Below are 19966 nucleotides of genomic sequence, written 5' to 3'. Positions count from 1 at the left end.
GGGGTTTCCGCCCGAGGGGGGTGGGCGGGACCGCCGGCCCGCGCGGGGCGGGCCGGCGGTGGTACGGGGCCGGTGGTGCGGGGTGGTGCGGGCGGGTCAGGGCAGGGTGGACAGGTGCGGCTTGACGGTGCGGGCGAAGCCGTTGCCGTTGCTGACGTCCCAGTTGACCGACCAGGTCATCGCGCCCCGGATGCCCGGGTAGGTGCGCGGCGGGCGGAAGCTGCCGCAGTTGGTGCCCTTGGCCAGGCAGTCGAGGGCGGCGTTGACCACGCTCGGGGCGACGACGCCGCCACCGGCCGCGCCGGGGCCGGCGGGCAGGCCGAGCCCGACCTGGTCGGGGCGCAGCCCGGCCTCCAACTGGATGCAGGCGAGCGCGACGATGAAGTTCACCGTGCCCTGGCCGTACGCGGCGTTCTGGTCGCAGCCGAGCATCGCTCCGGAGTTGTAGAACTGGGTGTTGACCACGGTGAGGATGTCCCGGATGTCCAGGGCGAGCTTGAAGTAGCCGCCGGCCGGGTTCTGCATGTCGATGGTCTGCGGTGCCATCGCGATGATCAGGCCGGTCCCGACCTTGGCCCGCAGGGCGCGTAGCGCCTGGGCCATGTACGTCGGGTTGAGCCCGTTCTCCAGGTCGATGTCGACGCCGTCGAAGCCGTACCGCTGGATGAGGGCGTAGGTGGTGTCGGCGAAGGCGGTGGCCGAGGCCGCGTTGTTGACCGCGACCCGTCCGGTCTCGCCGCCGACGGAGAGGATGACCTTCTTGCCGCGCGAGTGCAGCGTCCGCACGTCGGCGGTGAAGTCGGCGTCGGTGTAGCCGCCGAGGGAGGCGGACAGGCCGGGATCGACGGCGAAGGTGACCGCCCCGGGCGTGCCGGTGGCCTCGGCGAAGGCGACCGCGACCAGGTCGTACTCGGCCGGGACGTCGCGCAGCCGCAGCTCGACCGCCGGGTTGTCGAAGTTGTGCCAGTAGCCGGTGAGCAGGTGCTTCGGCAGGCCGCCGGTGGGCGGGGCGGTGGTCGGGGGCGGGGTCGTCGGGGGCGGCGTGGTCGGGGGCGGCGTGGTTGGAGGCGGCGTGGTTGGAGGCGGCGTGGTTGGAGGCGGCGTGGTTGGAGGCGGCGTGGTCGGGGTGGGGCCGCCGCCGCAGGGGGCGCCGTTGAGCTGGCAGTTGGCCGGGCTGCCGGAGCCGGTGGCGAGGAAGCCGAACGACGTCGACGCGCCGGGGGCGATGCCGCCGTTCCAGGAACGGTTGGTGAAGGTGTACCGCTGGCCGGAGGTGGTCAGCAGGGCGTCCCAGTAGCTGCCGACGGTGGTGCCGGCCGGTAGGTCGAAGGTGACGGTCCACGCGGAGATGGCGGTGGCACCGCCGTTGGTGATCGTGTACTTGCCCTCCCAGCCGGACCCCCAGTCGGAGGTCTTCACGAAGTTCGCGGTGGCCCCGGCGGCGAACGCCGGCAGTGCCACCCAGGCCGCCCCGACGGTCGCGGCCAGCGCCGTCACCAGGGCCATGACAAGGGATCGGGAACGCTTCATGCAACCCTCCACGCCCGGACGGGCATTCACACTCATCGACGTTGGCGCTTATTATTAGGACTATTAACTGTTTCTGTCCAGAGGGAGATGCGGCGTCGACCGGACCCGGTCGTCCGCCGAGGTCCGATCGACGGTCAACGAACCTCGACGGGTGCCGCTCGGGGGCGGCGCAACACCGCCTGCTCCGCCGCCGTCCACGCCGTCGTGGTGACCAGGTAGAGCACCGCCGCCAACGGCACCACCAACGCGACCAGCACGGTCAGGTACGGCAGCAGCGGGACCAGCCGGCCCAGGGTGGCCGCCCCCGGCCCCTCGGTCGGCGTACCGGCCACGGTGACCCCGGCAGCCGCCGCGCGTCGCGCCCGACGCGACGACCACCAGGCCAGCGCCACCAGCGCCGCCAACAACGCCCCGAACAGCGGGCCGGCCGCGCCGGTCAGGCCGTCGGAGAGGTGCCAGCCCAGCGGCACCCCGGCCAGCCGCTCGTCGAGCAGGCCGGTGCCGCCCTCGTCCGTGCTGAACAGCCGGTACATGATCAGGAAGAACGGGGCCTGGAGCAGGGCCGGCAGGCAGCCGGCGACCGGGCTCGCCCCGGCCGACCGGTAGAGCCCCAACAGCTCGCTCTGCAACCGGGCCGGGTCGTCGGCGTACCGGCGTTGCAGGTCGCGGACCTGCGGGGCGAGGACCGCGCGGCGCCGCTCCCCGCGAACCTGGGCCAGGGTGAGCGGCGAGACCAGCAGGCGGACGGCGACGGTGAACAGAACTATGGCGACGGCCGTGGCGGCCCCGCCGGTCAGCGGGTGCAGCGTGTCGGCGAGCCAGGTGACGGCGGTGGCGGCGGTGCCGACCGCGCCGTGCAGCGGTGCGAAGGCGAGCATGGGTGACCCCTCGGTCCGGTTCCGGATGTCCCGACCGGCCCGGAAACGGGCGCGCGGCGGGACGGGCGACGGCGGAGGCGACCTGATGGCGGGGGCGACGCCGACGGGGTATGCCCGTCCGTCACCCCGGGGGCCGACGCCGACGGAAGCCGGCGCGGCCCGGGAAGCTACCCGGCCGCGGGGGCCAGTCCGGGCGCGCGGGGTCGGGGACGGCCGGCGGCGTCCGGGTCGACCTGCCGGGGAACACCCCGACGCCGGGCGCGTTCCCGCAGGCCGACGCCGTGCCTGGCGGCCCTGGCCGGCGGGCCGGCCGCCATCGGGAGCCGCCCGGCGAGCACCACGGCGAGCAGCACGGCGGCGGCCACGGCCGCCCCGGCCAGCAGCTCGGCCGGGCGGTCCGCGAGCACGATCAGGTGGGTGAGCGCGTACGCCCACATCCCCGTCACCGTCAGCAGCAACCCGCCCACGCGACCACCCTAGGCCCCACCGTCCACCCCGAAGGGCGGAACGTTCCTCCCCGCGACGCGGGCCCCCGGCACCGGGGATGCGGAACGCGAGCGGCGTGCCGGCGGGCGACACGCGGGCCGCGGAGTTTCCCCGCACCGACACTGCGGGTATTGGCCGGTCACGTCGCGGCACAGCGCCGCGGCCGGCATGGAAACGGACGGTGAGGACGATGAGCGGTTCAGTGGTGCAGCGGGAACCGAACGTGGCCCCGGGCGGCACCGATCTGCTCACCGTCGGTGTCGAGGAGGAGTTCCTGCTCGTCGACCCGCACACCGGCACCGCCGTGCCGGCCGTCGACCTGGTGATGGAGCAGGTGCCGGCCGAGCTGCGCGGCCAGGTCGAGCGCGAGTTCCAGACGAGCCAGATCGAGATCGGCAGCCCGCCGGGGCTGGAGCTGTCGTCGATCCGGCACTCCCTGGGGGTGCTGCGCCGGGCGCTGTCCGAGGCCGCCGAGCGGGCCGGCGTACGGGTACTGGCCATCGGCACCGGCCCGGTCGACGGCCCGGTCCCGCCGGTGGTCGACAAGCCCCGCTTCGACCGGATGATCGAGCGGTTCCGGCTGCTGGTGCCCGGCCCCGGCAACAACGGCATGCACGTGCACGTCGGGGTGCCGGACCCCGAAACCGGCGTGCAGGTGCTCAACCACGTCCGGCCCTGGCTGCCGATCCTGCACGCCGCGACGGTCAACTCCCCGTTCTCGGCCGGCGTGGACACCGGCTACGCGAGCTGGCGATCCGTGGAGTGGGAGCGGTGGCCGTCGGTGGCGCCGACGCCGTACCTGGAGTCGCACGAGCACTACGAGCGGCTGATCCGGCAGCTCATCGCCAGCGGCGTGATGCTCGACGAGGGGATGCTCTACTGGTACGCCCGGCTGTCGGCCAAGTACCCGACGGTGGAGCTCCGCATCGGCGACGTCTGCCCGTCGGTGGACGATGCCGTGCTGGTCGCCGCCCTGGTCCGGGCCCTGGTGGCCAGCGCGATGACCGACATCGCCGAGGGCCGGCCGCCGGTGCGCACCGACCACCACCTGCTGGTCGCCGCGCACTGGCGGGCCGCCCACGACGGGCTGGAGGGCGACGGGGTGGACCTGACCGACGGCGAGCTGCGCCCGGCGTGGGAGCTGCTGGACCGGCTCGTCGAGCGGCTCCGCCCCGAGTTGGAGCGACACGGCGACCTGGCCGAGGTGACCGACCTGCTCGGTGGGCTGCGCCGGCACGGCACCGGGGCGGCCCGGCAGCGGGCGGTCTTCTCCCGCACCGGAAACCTGGTCGACGTGGTGCGGGACGTGGCCCGCCAGACCCGTGGCTGAGCACCCGACCGCGCGGGCGGCCGAACGCGGCGGGGTCGGGTGGGCGGCGCGGCGGGACGGGCTCCGCGGAGGGCGTGGCGTGACAGGATGGTCGGCGTGGCGCAACGGTTGATCGTCATCGGCGGGGACGCCGCCGGCATGGCGGCGGCCTCCCAGGCGCGGCGTCGCCGCGACCGGTCGGACCTGGAGATCGTGGCCTTCGAGCGGGGACACCACACCTCGTACTCGGCGTGCGGCATCCCGTACTGGATCAGCGGGCTGGTCACGGATCGGGACCAGCTCGTCGCCCGCGCCCCGGCCACCTTCCGCGACGAGTTCGACATCGACGTCCGGCTGCGACACGAGGTCACCGCGATCGACCTGGACCGCCGGGAGGTGGTCGCCCGTGATCTCGACCGCGGCGGCGAGGTCCGCGAGCGGTTCGACGACCTGATGTACGCCGCCGGAGCGGCGCCGACGACACCCGGCTGGGCCGACACGGACATGGGCGGCGTCTTCGGCGTGCAGACCCTCGACGACGCCGGGGCCCTGCGCGACTGGCTGGACGGCGACCCGACGCCCCGGCGGGCCGTGGTGGTCGGCGGCGGCTACATCGGGGTGGAGATGGCCGAGGCGCTGGTCCAGCGCGGGCTGTCGGTCACCCTGGTCGAGAAGGCCGACCAGCCGATGGCGACCGTCGACCCGGACATGGCCGCTCTCGTCGCGACGGCCATGCGCGGCATCGGCATCGACATCCGTACCGGCGTGGGGGTGACCGGGCTCGACCAGCGCGACGGCCGGGTGTCCGCGGTGGTCACCGACGACGGGTCGCTGCCGGCCGATGTCGTGGTCCTGGGCCTGGGGGTACGCCCCAACACCGCCCTCGCCGAGGCCGCCGGCCTGCCGGTCGGCCCCTCCGGTGGGATCCGGGTGGACCGGCGGATGCGGGTGGTCGGGGCGCCGGGGGTGTGGGCGGCCGGCGACTGCGTGGAAAGCCTGCACCTGGTCAGCGGCCTGCCGGTGCACGTCCCGCTCGGCACCCACGCCAACAAGCAGGGCCGGGTCGCCGGAATCAACCTCGGCGGCGGATACGCGACCTTCCCCGGGGTGATCGGCACGGCCGTGACGAAGGTCTGCGAGCTGGAGGTGGGGCGCACCGGCCTTCGCGAGCGGGACGCCACGGCCAGCGGCTTCGAGTTCGTCTCGGTGGTGGCCGAGTCGACGAACCGGGCCGGGTACTACCCGGGGGCGCGGCCGATGACGGTGAAGCTGATCGCCGAGCGTCCCAGCGGGCGGCTGCTCGGCGCGCAGATCGTCGGCTGGTCGGAGGCCGCCAAGCGGATCGACACCCTGGCCGTGGCGCTGTGGAACGGCATGACGGTGGACGAGATGACCGCCCTCGACCTCGGCTATGCCCCGCCGTACGCGCCGGTCTGGGACCCGGTGCTGATCGCGGCCCGCAAGGCCGTCGACGCCCTCGACCGCAGCCGGGGATAGACCGAACCTGTCGGGGGGCGCGGTTAGCGTGTGCTCGCTGTCGCGGTGCCGGGTCCGGCGCGCTTCCCCCCGAAAGGCGATGCCATGTCGCAGGAGACGACCTACCTCGAACTGTCCGAATCGGACGGTGCGGCGCACAAGTTCTACGAGGTGGTGGTGGACGACACCACGATGACCGTTCGCTACGGCCGGATCGGCGACCAGGGTCAGGTGAAGACCACGGCCTTCCCGGACAACGCCCGCGCCCGCGCCACCGCCGCGAAGAAGATCGGCGAAAAGGTCCGCAAGGGGTACGCCCCGGCGGTGCCCGGCGCCCGCCAGAAGCGGCCGGTCTCCCGCCGTGCGATCGTCAGCACCCGCTCGACCGCCCGTACCGCCCCGGTGCTGTGGCGGTACGCCTCGGGCGCGCCCGCGTTCGGCATCTTCGTCGACGGGCGGCACTGCATGGTCGGCAACGAGCACGGGGTGATCACCACCCTCGACCACGACGCCCGGCTGCTCAACCAGGTCCGGCTCCCCGACGGGGTGAAGTGCATCGTCGCCGACGACGCCTGGATCTACGCGGGCTGCGACGACGGCAACGTCTACGACCTCTCCGGCAAGGTGCCCCGGGCGGCGTACGCGATCGCCCCGGACATCGACATCTACTGGCTGGACATCCACGACGGGTTGCTGGGCGTCTCCGACGCCGGCGGCGGGATCGCCGCGATCGACCACGAGGACGAGTTCCTCTGGCGGCGGCCGGGGCGCGGCCGGGGCGGGTGGATGGTCCGCTGCGACGCCGACGCGCTCTACCAGGGCCACTCCCAGGGGGTGACCGGCTACGACTGGCGCACCGGGCGGGAGCTGTGGCACACCCGCACCGGGTCGGTGCTCTTCGGCTGGCAGGAGCGCGACGCCGTCTTCGCCGGTACCGGCACCCGCGAGGTGGTGCGGCTGCGCAAGGACGGGCGCGCCGAGCAGACGTACCGCTGCGACGCCGCGGTCTTCTCCTGCGCCACCGCCGAGGACGGCCGGTACGTCTTCGCCGGCGACAACCAGTCCTCGATCTACTGCTTCGACGCGGCCGGCAACCGGCTGTGGAAGCTCGGCACCGGCTGCGGCTCGGCGTACTCCATGCAGTACCACGACCAGCGGCTCTACGTGGTCACCACCTCGGGCTATCTGGCCTGCGTCGACGCGAGCGAGCCGGCGATCCGGGCCGCCGAGGCGGGCAGCGTGCCGGAGGTGGTGGACGTCAAGGCCCCGGCCCGGCTGCCCGAGCCGGCGGCCTGGACCACGGTGGAGGTCACCACCGAGGAGCGGGGCGGCGTGGTGGTGCAGTGCGTCGACGAGGGCGGCCGGCTGCGCGTCCACGTCCTCTCCGACGGCTACCACCGCGACTGGTCGGTGCAGTTCCCCAAGGGCATCCGCGAGGCGGGCGCGCGCTACCTGATCACCGAGGTCCGCCCGGCGGGCCGGGGCGGCTTCTACCGGGCGTACGGCGACATCCGCCGGCTGCGCTGAGCGGGGTCTTCCTGCTCCAGGCGGTGGCCGGCAATAACCGGTGGTGCCGACCGGCCGGCCGGGCCGAGGATGGTCCGATGGGCGTGCGGCTGGAAATCCCCGAGGGGCTGCGCTGGGCCGAACGCGAACCAGCCGGCCGGGCCTGGCTCGCGTCGCTGCCGGACCGGGTGGCGGAGTGCGTCGACGGGTGGGGGCTGCGGCTGTCCGGCCCGCCGTTCCCGTGCGCGTTCGCCTCGCTGGCGTTGCCGGCCGAGCTGCCCGACGGCACCCGGGCGGTGCTCAAGCTCCAGTACCCGGACGCCGACAGCGAGCACGAGGCCACCGCGCTGGCGCGCTGGGCGGGCGACGGGGCGGTCGGGCTACTCGGGCACGACCCGGGCCGGCGGGCGCTGCTGGTGGAGCGCTGCGACCCGGGCACGCCGCTGCACGCCCTGCCGCCGGACGAGGCGCTGGACGTGGTCGCCGGCCTGCTGCCCCGGCTCTGGCGGCCGGCCGGCGCGCCGTTCACCCCGCTGGCCGAGGAGGCGGCGGGCTGGATCGAGCAGATGCCGGCGGACTGGGAACGGGCCGGCCGGCCGTACGAGCGGCGGCTGCTGGACGCCGCGCTCGGCCGGCTCGCCGAGCTGGTCGGCACGCAGGGCGAGCAGGTGTTGGTCAACCAGGACCTGCACGCCGGCAACGTGCTGCGGGCCACCCGGGAACCGTGGCTGGTGATCGACCCGAAGCCGCTGACCGGCGAGCGCGAGTTCGGGGCGGTGGCGATCGTCCGGGGGCAGGAGCTCGGCCACTCCCCGGCAGCGGTGCGGCACCGGCTGGGCCGGCTCGCCGCCGAGCTGGGCCTGGACGCCGAGCGGGTCCGGGGCTGGGCGATCGGGCACACCCTGGCCTGGAGCGTCGCCGGGGACGTCGTGTTCGGCCACCAGGTCGAGACGGCCCGCTGGCTCGCCGGGCTGGGCTGACCGGCGGACCTGGGGCGGTCAGCGCTGGCAGGTGGGGCACCAGTAGAGGTTGCGGCCGGCCAGCGTGCCCCGGTGCACCTCGTCGCCGCAGACGTGGCAGGGCTGGCCGGGGCGTCGGTAGACGTACACCTCGCCGCCGTGCCGGTCCACCCGGGGCGCCCGGCCGGTGGCCTCCGGCAGGTGGGCGTCCCGGACGGTGTCGATCCGGCCCACCTCGACGGCCCGGGTCATCAGGTCCACCAGGTCCGCCCACAGCTCCCGCCAGAGCGCCGGGGTCAGCGCCCGGCCGGGCAGCAGCGGCGGCAGGCCGGCCCGGAACAGCGCCTCGGTGACGAAGATCAACCCCGTGCCGGCCACCACCGACTGGTCGAGCAGCAGCGCCGCGAGCGGGGTCTGGCTGCGGGAGATCCGGGCGTACGCGCGGGACGGGTCGGCGTCGGCGCGCAGCGGGTCGGGGCCGAGCCGGTCGCGCAGCGCCGCCACCTCGGGCGGGGTGATCAGCTCGCAGGCGGTGGGGCCGCGCAGGTCCAGCCAGTACGCGTCGCTGGTCAGGCGCAGCCGCACCTGACCGACGGGCGGCGGCGGCTCGCCCGGCCCGTCGGCGAACCTGCCGTACAGGCCGAGGTGCACGTGCAGGGTCAACTCGTGCGCGTAGTGGTGCAGCAGGTGCTTGCCGTACGCCTCGGTGTCGTCCAGGACGGTGCCGGACAGCCGGGCCGCGCCCTCGGCGAAGCGGCCCTGCGGGCTGGCGGCCTGCACCTTGTCGCCGGCGAACAACTCGGCGTGCCGGGCGGCGAGGCGGTGAATGGTGTGTCCCTCTGGCACGCCCGCAACGGTAGCTCCGGGCGCGGCGTCGACGGCGGGCCGGGCCACCCTTGCGGGTGACGGGGTGTCGGCGGCTCGGCGGTTGGGTACCTCGGGGGCGTACCGCGTGGCTGCCGCTGGCGCTTCCCAGGCCTCCACGCACTGACCAGGAGGTGATGAGGTGAAGATTCCTTCGCTGTTGTCGCGCCGGAGCGAGCCGGCGACGACTTCCGACAGCAACGGCGACGGCCACGTCGACGAGTTCGAGCGGGCCGTCGCGACGGACACCGGCAGCCGCCCCGCCGGGCCGCCGGTGCTCACCGACCGCGGCGACGAGCAGGCGACGTACCGCAGCGGCACGACCGCCAGCGACGGCGAGCGGGCCTCGGACGCGGAGCGACAGGCCGCGGAGCGGGGAGCCCGCGCCCGCGCCGCGACCGCCCGCGCGGCCACCGCCCGCACCCCGGACGGCGAGGCCAAGCGGCCGACCACCGGCCCGTCCACCGCGACGGCCGCCCCCACCACGACCGGCTCCCCCACCAAGGAGCCGGACCTCGACCGGGACCGCACCGCCGAACGGCCGCTGCCGGCCGACCCCACGGTCGGGCAGCCTGCGGGCCGGGACCGCACCGCCGAGCGGCCGGCACCGGTGGACCGCACCGACGGCGAGACCCGGCCGGAGCCGGTCGCGGTCGGGCCGAAGCCGCGCGCGAGCCTGCTCGCCACCCTCGGCCTGATCGTCGGCGTCGCCGGGGCGCTCGCCGTGCTGAGCGGGACCCTCGCCGGGTACGGCATCGCGGTCGGCGTGCTCGGCGGGGTGCTGTCCGTGTTCGGCCTGCTCGCCACCCGGCGCCGGCACATCGCCGGCAAGACCGACGCCCTGCTCGGCATGGCCTTCGGCATCGCCGCCGTGGTCCTCGGCGTGCTGGCGATGACCGGCCAGTTCGACTGGCCGACCACGGACGGCGACTGGGTGCAACGGCTCCGTGAGTGGCTCGACTCACAGTTTGTCGACCGGTTCTGACGGGCAGTTTGAACTCCGCCGGCGGTTCGCCGGCCCAGCCCGACCAGTCTGGTGGTTCACCAGCCGGGCACATCCTCTTTCGGGGGGCGGCGGTTCGCCGCCCCCCGAAGCACGTCCGGCCTCGACTCACCCCACGGCCGGGGCAAGTGCTGATCGAGGAATGGGTCTGCGCAACGAATCGTCGGGCGGGTCCTGCTATACGCAATGATTCGTCGGTCAACGCAAGCTCCACCGGTGGATGTCGTTGCCGCCGGCCGCATACCGTTGGGCCACGGCGCCAGCCCCGTGGGCCGAAGGTGGCCGGGGCGCGCCCGACCCCTGGGAGCAGGACAATGACGATGGACGCCACCAGCCAGCGCTTGCTGATGTGCCGGCCGACGTACTTCGCCGTCGACTACGCGATCAACCCGTGGATGGACCCCACCGCGCCGGTCGACGCCGACCTGGCGATCCGGCAGTGGGAGGAGCTGCGCGGGATCTACCGCGAGCTGGGCCACACGGTCGAGGAGATCGCCCCGCTGCCCGGCCTGCCCGACATGGTCTTCGCCGCCAACGGCGGCACCGTGATCGACGGCCGGGCGATGGCCGTGCAGTTCCGCGACCCGCAGCGCGCCGACGAGGCCCCCGCCTACCGGGCCTGGTTCGAGGCCGCCGGCTTCGAGGTGTACGACCCGAAGCACGTCAACGAGGGCGAGGGCGACGTCCTGCTGGCCGGCGACGTCCTGCTGGCCGGCACCGGGTTCCGCACCGCGCACGCCTCGCACGCCGAGCTGCAGGAGGTGTTCGGCTACCCCGTGGTCACCATGCAGCTCGTCGACCCGCGCTTCTACCACCTGGACACCGCACTCACGGTGCTGGACGAGCGCACCGTGGCGTACCTGCCGGAGGCGTTCTCGCCCGGCAGTCAGGCCGCGCTGCGCCGGCTCTTCCCGGACGCGGTCCACGCCACCATGGCCGACGCCGAGGTGCTGGGCCTGAACGCGGTCGGCGACGGGCGGCACGTGGTGCTGCCCGCGCAGGCCACCGACCTGGCCGCGAAGCTGCGCGACCGGGGCTACGAGACCATCGGTGTCGACCTGTCCGAGCTACGCAAGGCCGGCGGTGGACCGAAGTGCTGCACGTTGCGGCTCCGTCAGGGAAAGGCGAGCAATTGATCGTGGATGACAGGCTGCGGACGCCGGGCGCGGTCCGGGACGCGGAGCGCTTCACCGCGCACAACTACCACCCGCTGCCGGTGGTGATCGCCTCCGCCGAGGGGGTTTGGCTCACCGACGTGGACGACCGGCGCTACCTGGACTGCCTCGCCGGCTACTCGGCCCTCAACTTCGGCCACCGGCACCCCCGGCTCATCGCCGCCGCGCACGCGCAGCTCGACAAGCTGACCCTGACCAGCAGGGCGTTCGTCCACGACCAGTTCGCCGACTTCTGCCGCGAGCTGGCCGAGCTGTGCGGCAAGGACCTGGTGCTGCCGATGAACACCGGCGCCGAGGCGGTGGAGACCGGGATCAAGGTGGCCCGCAAGTGGGGCTACCAGGTCAAGGGCGTGCCGGCCGGGCAGGCGAACATCGTGGTGGCCGAGGGGAACTTCCACGGCCGCACCACCACCATCGTCAGCTTCTCCACCGACTCCGACGCGCGCGCGGACTTCGGGCCGTACACCCCGGGCTTCACGGTCGTCCCGTACGGCGACCTGGATGCGCTGGCCGCCGCCATCGACGAGAACACCGTCGCCGTGCTGCTGGAGCCGATCCAGGGCGAGCAGGGCGTCGTGGTGCCGCCGGAGGGCTACCTGCCGGGCGTGCGCCGGGTCTGCACCGAGCGCAACGTGCTCTTCCTCGCCGACGAGATCCAGTCCGGCCTGGGCCGGACGGGCACCACCTTCGCCTGCGAGCACGAGGGCGTGGTGCCCGACATGTACCTGCTGGGCAAGGCGCTCGGCGGCGGCATCGTGCCGGTCTCCGCGGTCGCCGCGAACGCCGACGTGCTGGGGGTGCTGAAGCCGGGCCAGCACGGCTCCACCTTCGGCGGCAACCCGCTGGCCTGCGCCGTCGCCACCGAGGTGGTCCGGCTGCTGGCCACCGGCGAGTTCCAGCGCCGCTCGGCGGAGCTGGGCGAGCGGCTGCACGCCGGCCTCCAGTCGCTGGTCGGCAAGGGGCTGGTCGCCGTCCGGGGCCGGGGCCTGTGGGCCGGCCTGGACATCGACCCGACGCTGATGACCGGCCGGCAGGCCTGCGAGCGGCTGATGGAACGGGGCGTGCTGGCCAAGGACACCCACGGCTCGACGCTCCGGCTGGCCCCGCCGCTGGTGATCACCGCCGAGGAGATCGACCACGCCGTGGCCCAGCTCGCCGCCGTGCTGGCCGGCTGATCCTCTCGTACGACAGTGGCGGGCGTCGGGATCACGGTCCCGGCGCCCGCCGTCGTCCGCCCGCCCCGGCGGCCCGGGGTCAGGGCCGGGGCAGGCGCATCGCCATGGTGGGGGCCTCGGCCATCACCGAGGTGGGGGTGAACGGGGCACCCGTCGGAAGCTCGTCGGCGCGGCCGATCTGCACCCCCGGGTACAGCTCGACCATGTCGTTGGCGGAGAGCACCCGGGACTGCTGCGGCTTCAGCGGAATCCGGTCCGTCTCGGCCATCGAGCCGGACGGGCGGATGCCCGAGCCGTTGGTGCTGACGTCGGTGACGATCACCTCGCCGACCCGCAGCTCGAACCGGACGTGGCCGCGGCTGATCCAGCGCCGCGCCTCGTCGTTGAGCCACTGGCCGAGCACGATCCCGCCCTGCTGCTCCGGCGCGCGCCCGACCAGCACCGACTGCCCCTCGGTGAGCACGAACCGACGGCGGATCAGCCCGCCGACGCGCACGGCCAGCACCTCGGTACGCGGGCGCGGCCCGGCATCGCCGAGCCGGGCGCCGTGCCGTGGGCAGGTCGGCACCCCGCCGCGCAGGGTGGGCGGCGGCTGCCCGGCCGGGGCCCGCTCCACCCGGGCCAGGTCGGCGAACGCGCCGCCGCCCCCACCGCCGCCGAACAGGGCGCAGCCCGGCTCGGGGCAGCGCCACTGCCGGGCGAGCAGCTTCGCGCCGGTCGCCGAGCGGGTGCCGGCGATGGGCACGTGCCCGCCGCCGACGTGGCCGATGAACACCGGCCCGCCCGCGCCGGGCACCGGGGCAAGCACCCGGCCGGGCTGCTCGGCCACCCACGGGAACCGGCCGCGCAGGCCGTCGAACCGGGCCCGGCTGAGCACCGGCAGCCCGAGCAGGTCGGCGACCTCCAGCATCCGGTCGCCCGGGTTGTCGAGCACCTCCACCAGGCCGTCGTCGGCCCAGCGGCGGACCACCATCCGCTCGTTGGACGTCAGGTCGGCGTCGGAGAGCAGCGCCCGGTGCACGATCGCGTAGACCGGGACGCTGTCCTCCTCCAGGTCGCGGGCGAGCGCGTCGATCACCATGCCGAGCCGCAGCAGGCTCGCCGGCCGGCCGCCGTCGAGGTTCTGGTACCGGATCACCTCGGCCAGGTCGAGGACGGCCCGGGCCAGCGACGGGTCGGTGCAGACCCGCCCCTCGATGGCGTCGAGCACCTTGCTGATCTCGAATCTCATCGGGCACTCCGGACGATGTCGTCGACCCGCCGCGCCAACTCCAGGTCACGTTCGGTGACCCCACCCGCCGAGTGGGTGACGCAGCGGAAAGTGAGGGTCCGCCACCGGATGTCGATGTCGGGGTGATGGTCCAGCTCCTCGGCCACCTCGGCGACCCGGTCGACCACCGCGATCGCCGCCGGGAAGCTGCCCAGCTCGGTGGTACGACTGATCCCGGTCGGGTCCCCCGTCCAGTCCGCCAGGCCGCCCAGCCCGTCTCGCACCGCCTCTGCGGTGAGCACGTCTGCCATGGCCCCGACCCTACCGGCAGGGCCGGGTGACCGGCTCTCCCACCACCTCGTCCACCCCCCGCCGACCTGCGCGGACAGGCTGGGCAGGGCACGGAGGCGGGCGAAGGTGGCCGCTGGCGGACCAACGGCTGTCACCCCGGCCCGCTACGCTGGCCCGCGGCCCGGCCGGGCAGCCACACACCGCCGCCCGGCCCACCCTTCACGAGGAGTGATCCACAATGAACACTCGACGGCTGGCAACCACGGGGGTTGCGCTCGTCGCCGCGTTCGGTCTCGGTCTCGGCCTCACCGGCTGCGGCAACCAGGACGGAGGAGACGCGCCGGCCGGCAACGGCAACACCGGCGCGAGCTCGGCGCCCGCCACCAGCGCCCCGGCCGACGCGCTCGCCGAGCTCACCGCCGCCGCGCTGAAGCTGAACGAGCAGAGCGTCCGGGTGGACATCAAGTCCTCGGTCATGAACGGCGGCGGCCTGATGGACCCGCGGAGCAAGTCCGCCGACATGACGCTGGACCTGGGCGCCCAGGGCGGCAAGATCCGCATGGTCACCATCGGCGACGACATGTGGCTCAAGGCGAACAGCATCTCCAAGAAGTGGCTGCACATGGACGCCACCAAGCTCGGCGCCAACGGGCAGCTGAACCTGATGCCCGACGGCGACCCGGGCGGTGCCAAGAAGATGATCGATGGCGTGGTCGAGGTGAAGAAGACCGGCGAGGGCGCCTTCTCCGGCACGCTGGACTACACCAAGGCCAACCCCGACGACAAGGACATCAAGGCGCTCGGGGCGAAGGCCAAGGCCGTCCCCTTCACCGCGAAGACCGACGCCGAGGGGCGGCTCGTCGAGCTGGACGTGGACACCAGCGTGCTGCTTGCCGCGCTGGGCAAGATGACCACCACGTACTCGGACTTCGGGGCCACCGTGTCGCCCGAGAAGCCCGCGGCCGGCGAGACCGAAGAGGCGCCGGAGTCGCTGAAGAAGGCGTTCGGCGGCTGACCTGTGCGGAGCACCGGGACGGGGCGGCGCCGGTCGGCGCCGCCCCGTCCCGCGTCCGGGCTCAGCCGCGCAGCGGGCGCCCCACCTCGTGCAGGTGGGCGAGCGCCTGCCGGTACGACTCGACCAGCCCCGTCTCCGCGTACGGCAGGTCAAGCTCGGCGCAGTACGCCCGCACCAGGGGCCGGGCCCGGCGCAGGTTCCCCCGGGGCATGTTCGGGAACAGGTGGTGCTCGATCTGGTAGTTCAGCCCGCCGAGCGCGAGGTCGATGAACCGGCCGCCCCGCACGTTGCGCGCGGTGAGTACCTGCTTCCGCAGGAAGTCGAGGTCGTCGTCGGCCGTCGGCATCGGCATGCCCTTGTGGTTCGGGGCGAACGCGCACCCCATGTAGAGCCCCCACAGGCCCTGGTGGACGGCGACGAACGCCAGCGCCTTCCCCGGCGACAGCACCGCGAACAGCAGGCCGAGGTAGCCGACGGCGTGCGCCGCGAGCAACACCCCCTCAACAGCCCGGTGCCGCATCGGCGTCGCGTACCGGCCGTCCGGCCCCCGGGCGACCAGCGCCCGCACGCTCGCCACGTGCAGGGCGAGCCCTTCCAGCAGCAGCATCGGGAAGAACAGCCAGGCCTGCCGGCGGGCCAGCCGGCGGCCGAACCCCCGGGTCGCGGCGGCCTGCTCGTACGTCCAGACCAGCGCACCGGCCCCGACGTCCGGGTCCTCGTCCTCATGGTTCGGGTTGGCGTGGTGGCGGTTGTGCTTGTCGACCCACCAGCCGTAGCTGAGCCCGACCGCCAGGTTGCCGGCGAGCAGCCCGGCCACCTCGCTGGGGCCCCGGCGGCGGAACATCTGCCGGTGCCCGGCGTCGTGCCCGAGGAACGCCACCTGGGTGGTCGCCACCGCCAGGCCGACCGCCACCGCGAGCTGCCACCACGAGTCGCCGACCAGCGGCACCGCTACCCAGCCGGCAACGAAGGCCGCCACGGTCAGCACGATCCGGGCCGCGTACCCGCCGGGCCGGCGGTCCAGCAGGCCCGCCCGGTTGATCCGCCGGGACAACTCCGCATAGTCGCTGCCCCGCCTGGCCGGCCGGTCCATTGTCGCTGCACGCACCATCTGGGCTCCCGCGTCTCCGCACCCAGGCACGCCGGACGGCGTGCCCTACCGTCAAGTCTGCGGGCAACCGGTTGCGCAGCGTAACCCGGGCCACCCCCGTCTCCGGGGTAGGGCGTGCCCTACCCCGGGCTCCCTGCGCCCCGCCCCGCCCTGCCCCGCTCCCTCCGGCTTCGTCCTGTTCAACGCGCGTGCCCGCACGCGCGGAACGCCGACGGGTTCACCCCATCCGGCCGACCACCGCCCGGAGCCTGGCCAGGTCGCGTCGGCGTCGCTCGTAGGTGGCGGCCAGGCCGATCAGGGCCAGCCCGCCGACGGCCAGGAAGATCCAGCGGGGCAGCAGGTCCCAGCTACGCACCAGCTCATGCAGCGCGAGCAGGGCCAGGGTGATCCCGCCGAGCAGCACCGGCGCCTGCCAGCGGCGGGCCGACCCGGCCAGCACCACGGCCAGGGCGCCGGCCCCGAGCAGCAGCCGCCGCCAGGGCTGCGGCTCCGGCGCGAACAACACCGACACCAGGCCGGGCAGCAGCGCGGCGGCCAGCCCCGGCCCGAGCGCGAGCCAGCTGTTCAGGCCCGGGCGGGTGCGCAACGCCACCACCCCGGCGGCCAGCGCCACCCCGGCCGTCGGCAGGGTGTACGCCTCCAGCAGCACCACCCCGCCCGCGCCCAGCAGCAGCCAGGTGCCGAGCAGCTCGCTGCCCCCGGCGACGCCCGCGAACGCCCATCGCCGCCCGGTCGGCTCGCCGCGGCGCAGCAGCCGCAGCCCCACGGCGACCCCCCAGAGCACGCAGACCGCGGCGGCGTGCCGGGGCGACCCGCCGGCCAGCAGCACCGCGAGCAGGGCGACGGCCTGGGCGGCGACGTCCAGCACCGGGCCCCGGGCGGGGTCGCGCCCGGCCGGCAGCGCGGCGGCGGCCAGGACCAGCACCGCGACCGTCAGCACCGCGAACGAGGCCGAGCGCAGCGGCAGGCTGGCCGCCAGCGCGGCGGTGACCGCGAACCCGGTCGCTGCGCCGACCGCCACCAGGGCCCCGCCCAGCCGGACCGGGCCCACCCGGCCCCCGACGGCGACCACCGTGGCGACCACGACCAGCGCGCCGAGGCCGGTGAGGGTGCCGGCGCGGGTGGCGAGCAGCCCGGCCAGCCCGAACACGGTGGCCACCAGCCCCACCGGCACGGTGACGGGGACGAGCAGCGGCCGGGGCCCGGCGAGCGCGGCGGCCAACAGGGCGGCCAGCCCGGTGAGCAGGAGGACGGCCGGGACCACCGGCCACGGCGTGCCGGCGGCGGCCAGCAGCACCGGCAGCGCCGCCGCGGCGAACGGCACCGCCGACAGCCACGCCCCGACTCCACCCACCCCGCCGTCCGCCGGCCCGGCCGGCTCCCGACCAGCCCCCGCGCTTTCACGGAAAGAGGGGGCATGGAACGCGGAATGGCCACGCTTTCCGTGAAAGTGCGGGGACCGGGCCGCCAACGCCGCCGCCAGGGTGAAAACGAGCAGGGCCACGCCGGCCGGGGTGGACCCCGGGATCGTTCCGCCGGCCGGCGCGCCGGACCAGGGCAGGGCCGGCCCGCCGTGCGGGGCTACCAGCGTCGCCACGACCGCCGGGGCGGCGGCGAGGAGCGCGACCACGAGCAGCCCCAGGCCGGCGACCCGGGGCGCGCCCCGCCCGGCGAGCACCGTCAGCAGCACCGCCAGCGCGGCGTAGAGCGCCACCGGCTCGTCGGCCCGTACGACCAGCGGCGCCAGCCCGGCCAGCGCGGACCCGACGGCGAAGGCGGTCGAGGCGTAGCCGGTCAGCTCGGGCCACCAGCGGCGAACGGCGAGCAGGCCGAACAGCGCCAGCCCGACGGCGGCCAGGGCGGCCCGCGCCTGCCACCAGGGTGCCGCCCCGGCCGCGAAGCACGCGACGACCACCGTGCCCTGGAAGGCCAGCAGCGCGGCGGCCAGGGCGGCCCCGGCGACACCCCGGCCGACGCCGGTTGCCCGGCGGCCCCGGGCGGCGACCGCCGTCCCGAGCAGCACGACCGCGCCGAGCAGCACCGCCTCCCCGGCCGGCGTGGCCAGCCCGACCAGGAGGGCATGCCCGACCAGGGCCCCGCCCGCGACCGCCGCCACCAGCGCCTCCCACCAGGGCCGGACCCTGGTGACCGCGTACAGCAGCAGGGCCGCTCCGACGACCAGGTCGGCGGCGGGCACCGCCGGCCACGGCACCGGCCCGACGCCCGTGAGTGCGAGGGTGCCGAACGCGACCGCGACCACCCCGGTGACCGGTCTCGTCACCCGGGGCAGCAGTGCTGCCAGCGCCACCGCCGCCAGCACCACGGCGACCGGGACCTGCCACCCCCACGACAGGTCCGGACCGGCACCGACGCCCCGCCACGGCGGCAGCGCCCTGCCCACCGCGACCGCGCCGAGCACGACCGCGAGCAGCGCGGCGACGTGGGCGGCCCCGGTGGCCACCACCAGGGCCCCGACCCGGGGGCCGGGCCCGACCAGGCGGGGCAGCGGCCGGACCGCGCCGACCAGCGCGAGGGCGATCAGCGCCGTCGCCACGGTCAGCAGGTTCGGCCGCAGCTCCGCCACCGGCCGGAGCAGCGCCAGGGCGAGCACCGGAACCACCGCCCCGGCCGTGATCGCCCGGAACAACCGCCCGCCGGCGACCAGCGCCGCGCCGAGCAGCGTCAGGGCCACCAGCAGCAGCGGCCCCCCGGCCAGCAGCGGCGTGCCGGCGACCCGGCCCAGGGCGAGCGGCACCAGCGCGCACCCCGCCGCGACGGCCAGCGCGACCCCGTGACCCAGCCAGGCCAGCACCCGTCCGGCGGCGACGGCCGCCCCCCCGGCGGCCGTCGCCACCACTGCCGGCCCCCCGACCGCCGGCCCCCCGACCGCCGGCCCCGCACCCCCCGCCGGCACCGGACCGGTCGCCGCAGCCGGCGCCCCCACCGGAACCGGACCGGCCCACGCACCCGGCACCACCGCCGGCCCGGGACCGACCGCCGCACGCGGGCCGCGCAGGGCGGCGACCACGGCCAGGTTCAGCGCCGCGACGCCGACGAACACCAACGTCCACCCGGCCGCCGAGGGGCGGGCCGGTGCGGCGAGCAGGGGCAGCACCGGCTGCACGGTGAGCAGCGCCGCGAACCATGGCACCGCGAGGCGGGTCAGCCGGCCGTAGCCGGCCGCCAGCGCCGCGCCGGCCCCCCCGACCAGTGCGGCGTAGCGGGCCGCCGACCAGCCGGTCACCCCGAACAGGTCCACCGACCAGGCGGCGTACCCGTCGAGCACCACCAGCAGCAGGCCCACCGCGGCGAAGGTCTCCGCGGTGCCGCGCAGCCCACGCCGCGCCAGCAGCGGCGGGACGGCCAGGGCGAGCACGGTGAAGGCGAGCAGGATCAGCGCCCGACCGACGACGCCCACGGCGGCCCACGCGACCGCCGTGAAGACCACCGCGGCGGTGCCGAGCAGCAGGCCGCCGAGGACGAAGAGCAGCCCCTGCACCGTCCGGGTGGAGGCCTCCGCCCCGCCGACCGGCGCGGCCGGCGCCGGCCGCTGCGACGGCACCGGTCCGGGCGACCCGGCCGGCACCGGTCCGGCACCCCACACCGCCGGGACCGCCAGGGGTCCGGCGGGACCGACCACGGGCGCGGGAACAGGCCGGGCAGGACCGACCGCGGGCGCGGGACCGGCGGGCGGCGGCGCGGCCTGGCGCGGGGCGCCGACCGGGGTCGCCGCCCGCACCCGGGCCGCCAGCTCCGCCCGGCGGGCCTGCGCCGACCGCACCGCCCCGGCCAGTTCGAGGTACGTCCGGCGGGCCTGCTCCGCCCGCCCGGCGAGCATGACGATCTCCCGGTCGAGCCGGATCACCTCGGCGGCGGCCGGGTCGGGCGGGCGGCCGCAGCGCCGGCAGCCGACGCTCAGGTCGGCGGGGGTCCCGCACCCCGGGCAGGGGTAGCCAGTGGTGTCCACGTGGCCATCAT

At 75.6% G+C, this 19966-nt stretch carries 16 protein-coding genes; 8 read left to right on the top strand and 8 right to left on the bottom strand.

Going from position 1 to position 19966, the window contains the following annotated elements; genetic code table 11:
- Positions 1–96: 96 nt before the first annotated feature.
- The 3 genes from OG559_RS17085 to OG559_RS17075 form a co-directional block, all read right to left on the bottom strand.
- Positions 97–1530 carry a chitinase gene (locus tag OG559_RS17085; RefSeq protein WP_405104971.1) on the bottom strand — a complete coding sequence of 478 codons (1434 nt, stop codon included), beginning with the start codon at positions 1528–1530 and terminating at the stop codon, positions 97–99.
- Positions 1531–1664: 134 nt separating this feature from the next.
- The gene (locus tag OG559_RS17080; RefSeq protein ID WP_405104969.1) at positions 1665–2408 is read right to left on the bottom strand and encodes a YidC/Oxa1 family membrane protein insertase; all 744 of its coding nucleotides are present in this window, start codon (positions 2406–2408) and stop codon (positions 1665–1667) included.
- A gap of 167 nt (positions 2409–2575) precedes the next feature.
- Entirely contained in the window at positions 2576–2875 is a 300-nt protein-coding gene (locus tag OG559_RS17075; protein WP_405104967.1) for a DUF6412 domain-containing protein, read from the bottom strand.
- Between the two features lie 200 nt (positions 2876–3075).
- On the opposite strand from OG559_RS17075, the gene OG559_RS17070 reads away from it, so the two are divergent.
- From OG559_RS17070 to OG559_RS17055, 4 genes are all read left to right on the top strand, one after another.
- A complete protein-coding gene (locus OG559_RS17070) occupies positions 3076–4224 on the top strand; it encodes a glutamate--cysteine ligase (protein ID WP_405104965.1) in 1149 nt (382 codons plus the stop codon).
- A gap of 96 nt (positions 4225–4320) precedes the next feature.
- Positions 4321–5700, top strand: coding sequence for an FAD-dependent oxidoreductase (locus OG559_RS17065; RefSeq protein WP_405104963.1), 1380 nt, complete (start codon positions 4321–4323; stop codon positions 5698–5700).
- A gap of 84 nt (positions 5701–5784) precedes the next feature.
- Positions 5785–7206 carry a WGR domain-containing protein gene (locus OG559_RS17060; protein WP_405104961.1) on the top strand — a complete coding sequence of 474 codons (1422 nt, stop codon included), beginning with the start codon at positions 5785–5787 and terminating at the stop codon, positions 7204–7206.
- 77 nt (positions 7207–7283) lie between these two features.
- The gene (locus OG559_RS17055; protein WP_405104959.1) at positions 7284–8165 is read left to right on the top strand and encodes an aminoglycoside phosphotransferase family protein; all 882 of its coding nucleotides are present in this window, start codon (positions 7284–7286) and stop codon (positions 8163–8165) included.
- Positions 8166–8183: 18 nt separating this feature from the next.
- Here OG559_RS17055 and OG559_RS17050 read toward each other — a convergent pair whose 3' ends face one another.
- A complete protein-coding gene (locus tag OG559_RS17050) occupies positions 8184–8990 on the bottom strand; it encodes an Fpg/Nei family DNA glycosylase (protein ID WP_405104957.1) in 807 nt (268 codons plus the stop codon).
- A 160-nt stretch (positions 8991–9150) separates the two neighbouring features.
- On the opposite strand from OG559_RS17050, the gene OG559_RS17045 reads away from it, so the two are divergent.
- The 3 genes from OG559_RS17045 to rocD all read left to right on the top strand — a co-directional run bounded on the left by OG559_RS17045 (position 9151) and on the right by rocD (position 12361).
- On the top strand, positions 9151–9993 hold the full coding sequence (locus OG559_RS17045; protein ID WP_405104955.1) for a thrombospondin: 843 nt from the start codon (positions 9151–9153) through the stop codon (positions 9991–9993).
- 338 nt (positions 9994–10331) lie between these two features.
- Positions 10332–11147, top strand: coding sequence for a dimethylargininase (gene ddaH, locus OG559_RS17040; protein WP_405116729.1), 816 nt, complete (start codon positions 10332–10334; stop codon positions 11145–11147).
- Positions 11147–12361 carry an ornithine--oxo-acid transaminase gene (gene rocD, locus OG559_RS17035; protein WP_405116727.1) on the top strand — a complete coding sequence of 405 codons (1215 nt, stop codon included), beginning with the start codon at positions 11147–11149 and terminating at the stop codon, positions 12359–12361. Before ddaH ends, rocD begins: the two co-directional genes overlap by 1 nt.
- Positions 12362–12440: 79 nt before the next feature.
- Here rocD and OG559_RS17030 read toward each other — a convergent pair whose 3' ends face one another.
- Entirely contained in the window at positions 12441–13592 is a 1152-nt protein-coding gene (locus OG559_RS17030; protein WP_405104953.1) for an FHA domain-containing protein, read from the bottom strand.
- A complete protein-coding gene (locus OG559_RS17025; protein ID WP_396670115.1) occupies positions 13589–13882 on the bottom strand; it encodes a 4a-hydroxytetrahydrobiopterin dehydratase in 294 nt (97 codons plus the stop codon). The genes OG559_RS17030 and OG559_RS17025 overlap by 4 nt, the downstream gene beginning before the upstream one ends.
- Before the next feature lie 218 nt (positions 13883–14100).
- On the opposite strand from OG559_RS17025, the gene OG559_RS17020 reads away from it, so the two are divergent.
- Positions 14101–14877, top strand: coding sequence for a hypothetical protein (locus OG559_RS17020; protein WP_405104951.1), 777 nt, complete (start codon positions 14101–14103; stop codon positions 14875–14877).
- 61 nt (positions 14878–14938) lie between these two features.
- Here OG559_RS17020 and OG559_RS17015 read toward each other — a convergent pair whose 3' ends face one another.
- Entirely contained in the window at positions 14939–15988 is a 1050-nt protein-coding gene (locus OG559_RS17015) for a fatty acid desaturase family protein (RefSeq protein ID WP_405104949.1), read from the bottom strand.
- Between the two features lie 217 nt (positions 15989–16205).
- A complete protein-coding gene (locus tag OG559_RS17010; RefSeq protein WP_405104947.1) occupies positions 16206–19955 on the bottom strand; it encodes an SCO7613 C-terminal domain-containing membrane protein in 3750 nt (1249 codons plus the stop codon).
- Positions 19956–19966: the final 11 nt, after the last annotated feature.

The organism is Micromonospora sp. NBC_01405 (assembly GCF_045040155.1).
Classification (GTDB): Bacteria; Actinomycetota; Actinomycetes; order Mycobacteriales; family Micromonosporaceae; genus Micromonospora.
Note: the sequence above shows the minus strand (reverse complement) of the source record. Positions and strands in the feature narration are given on the sequence as shown.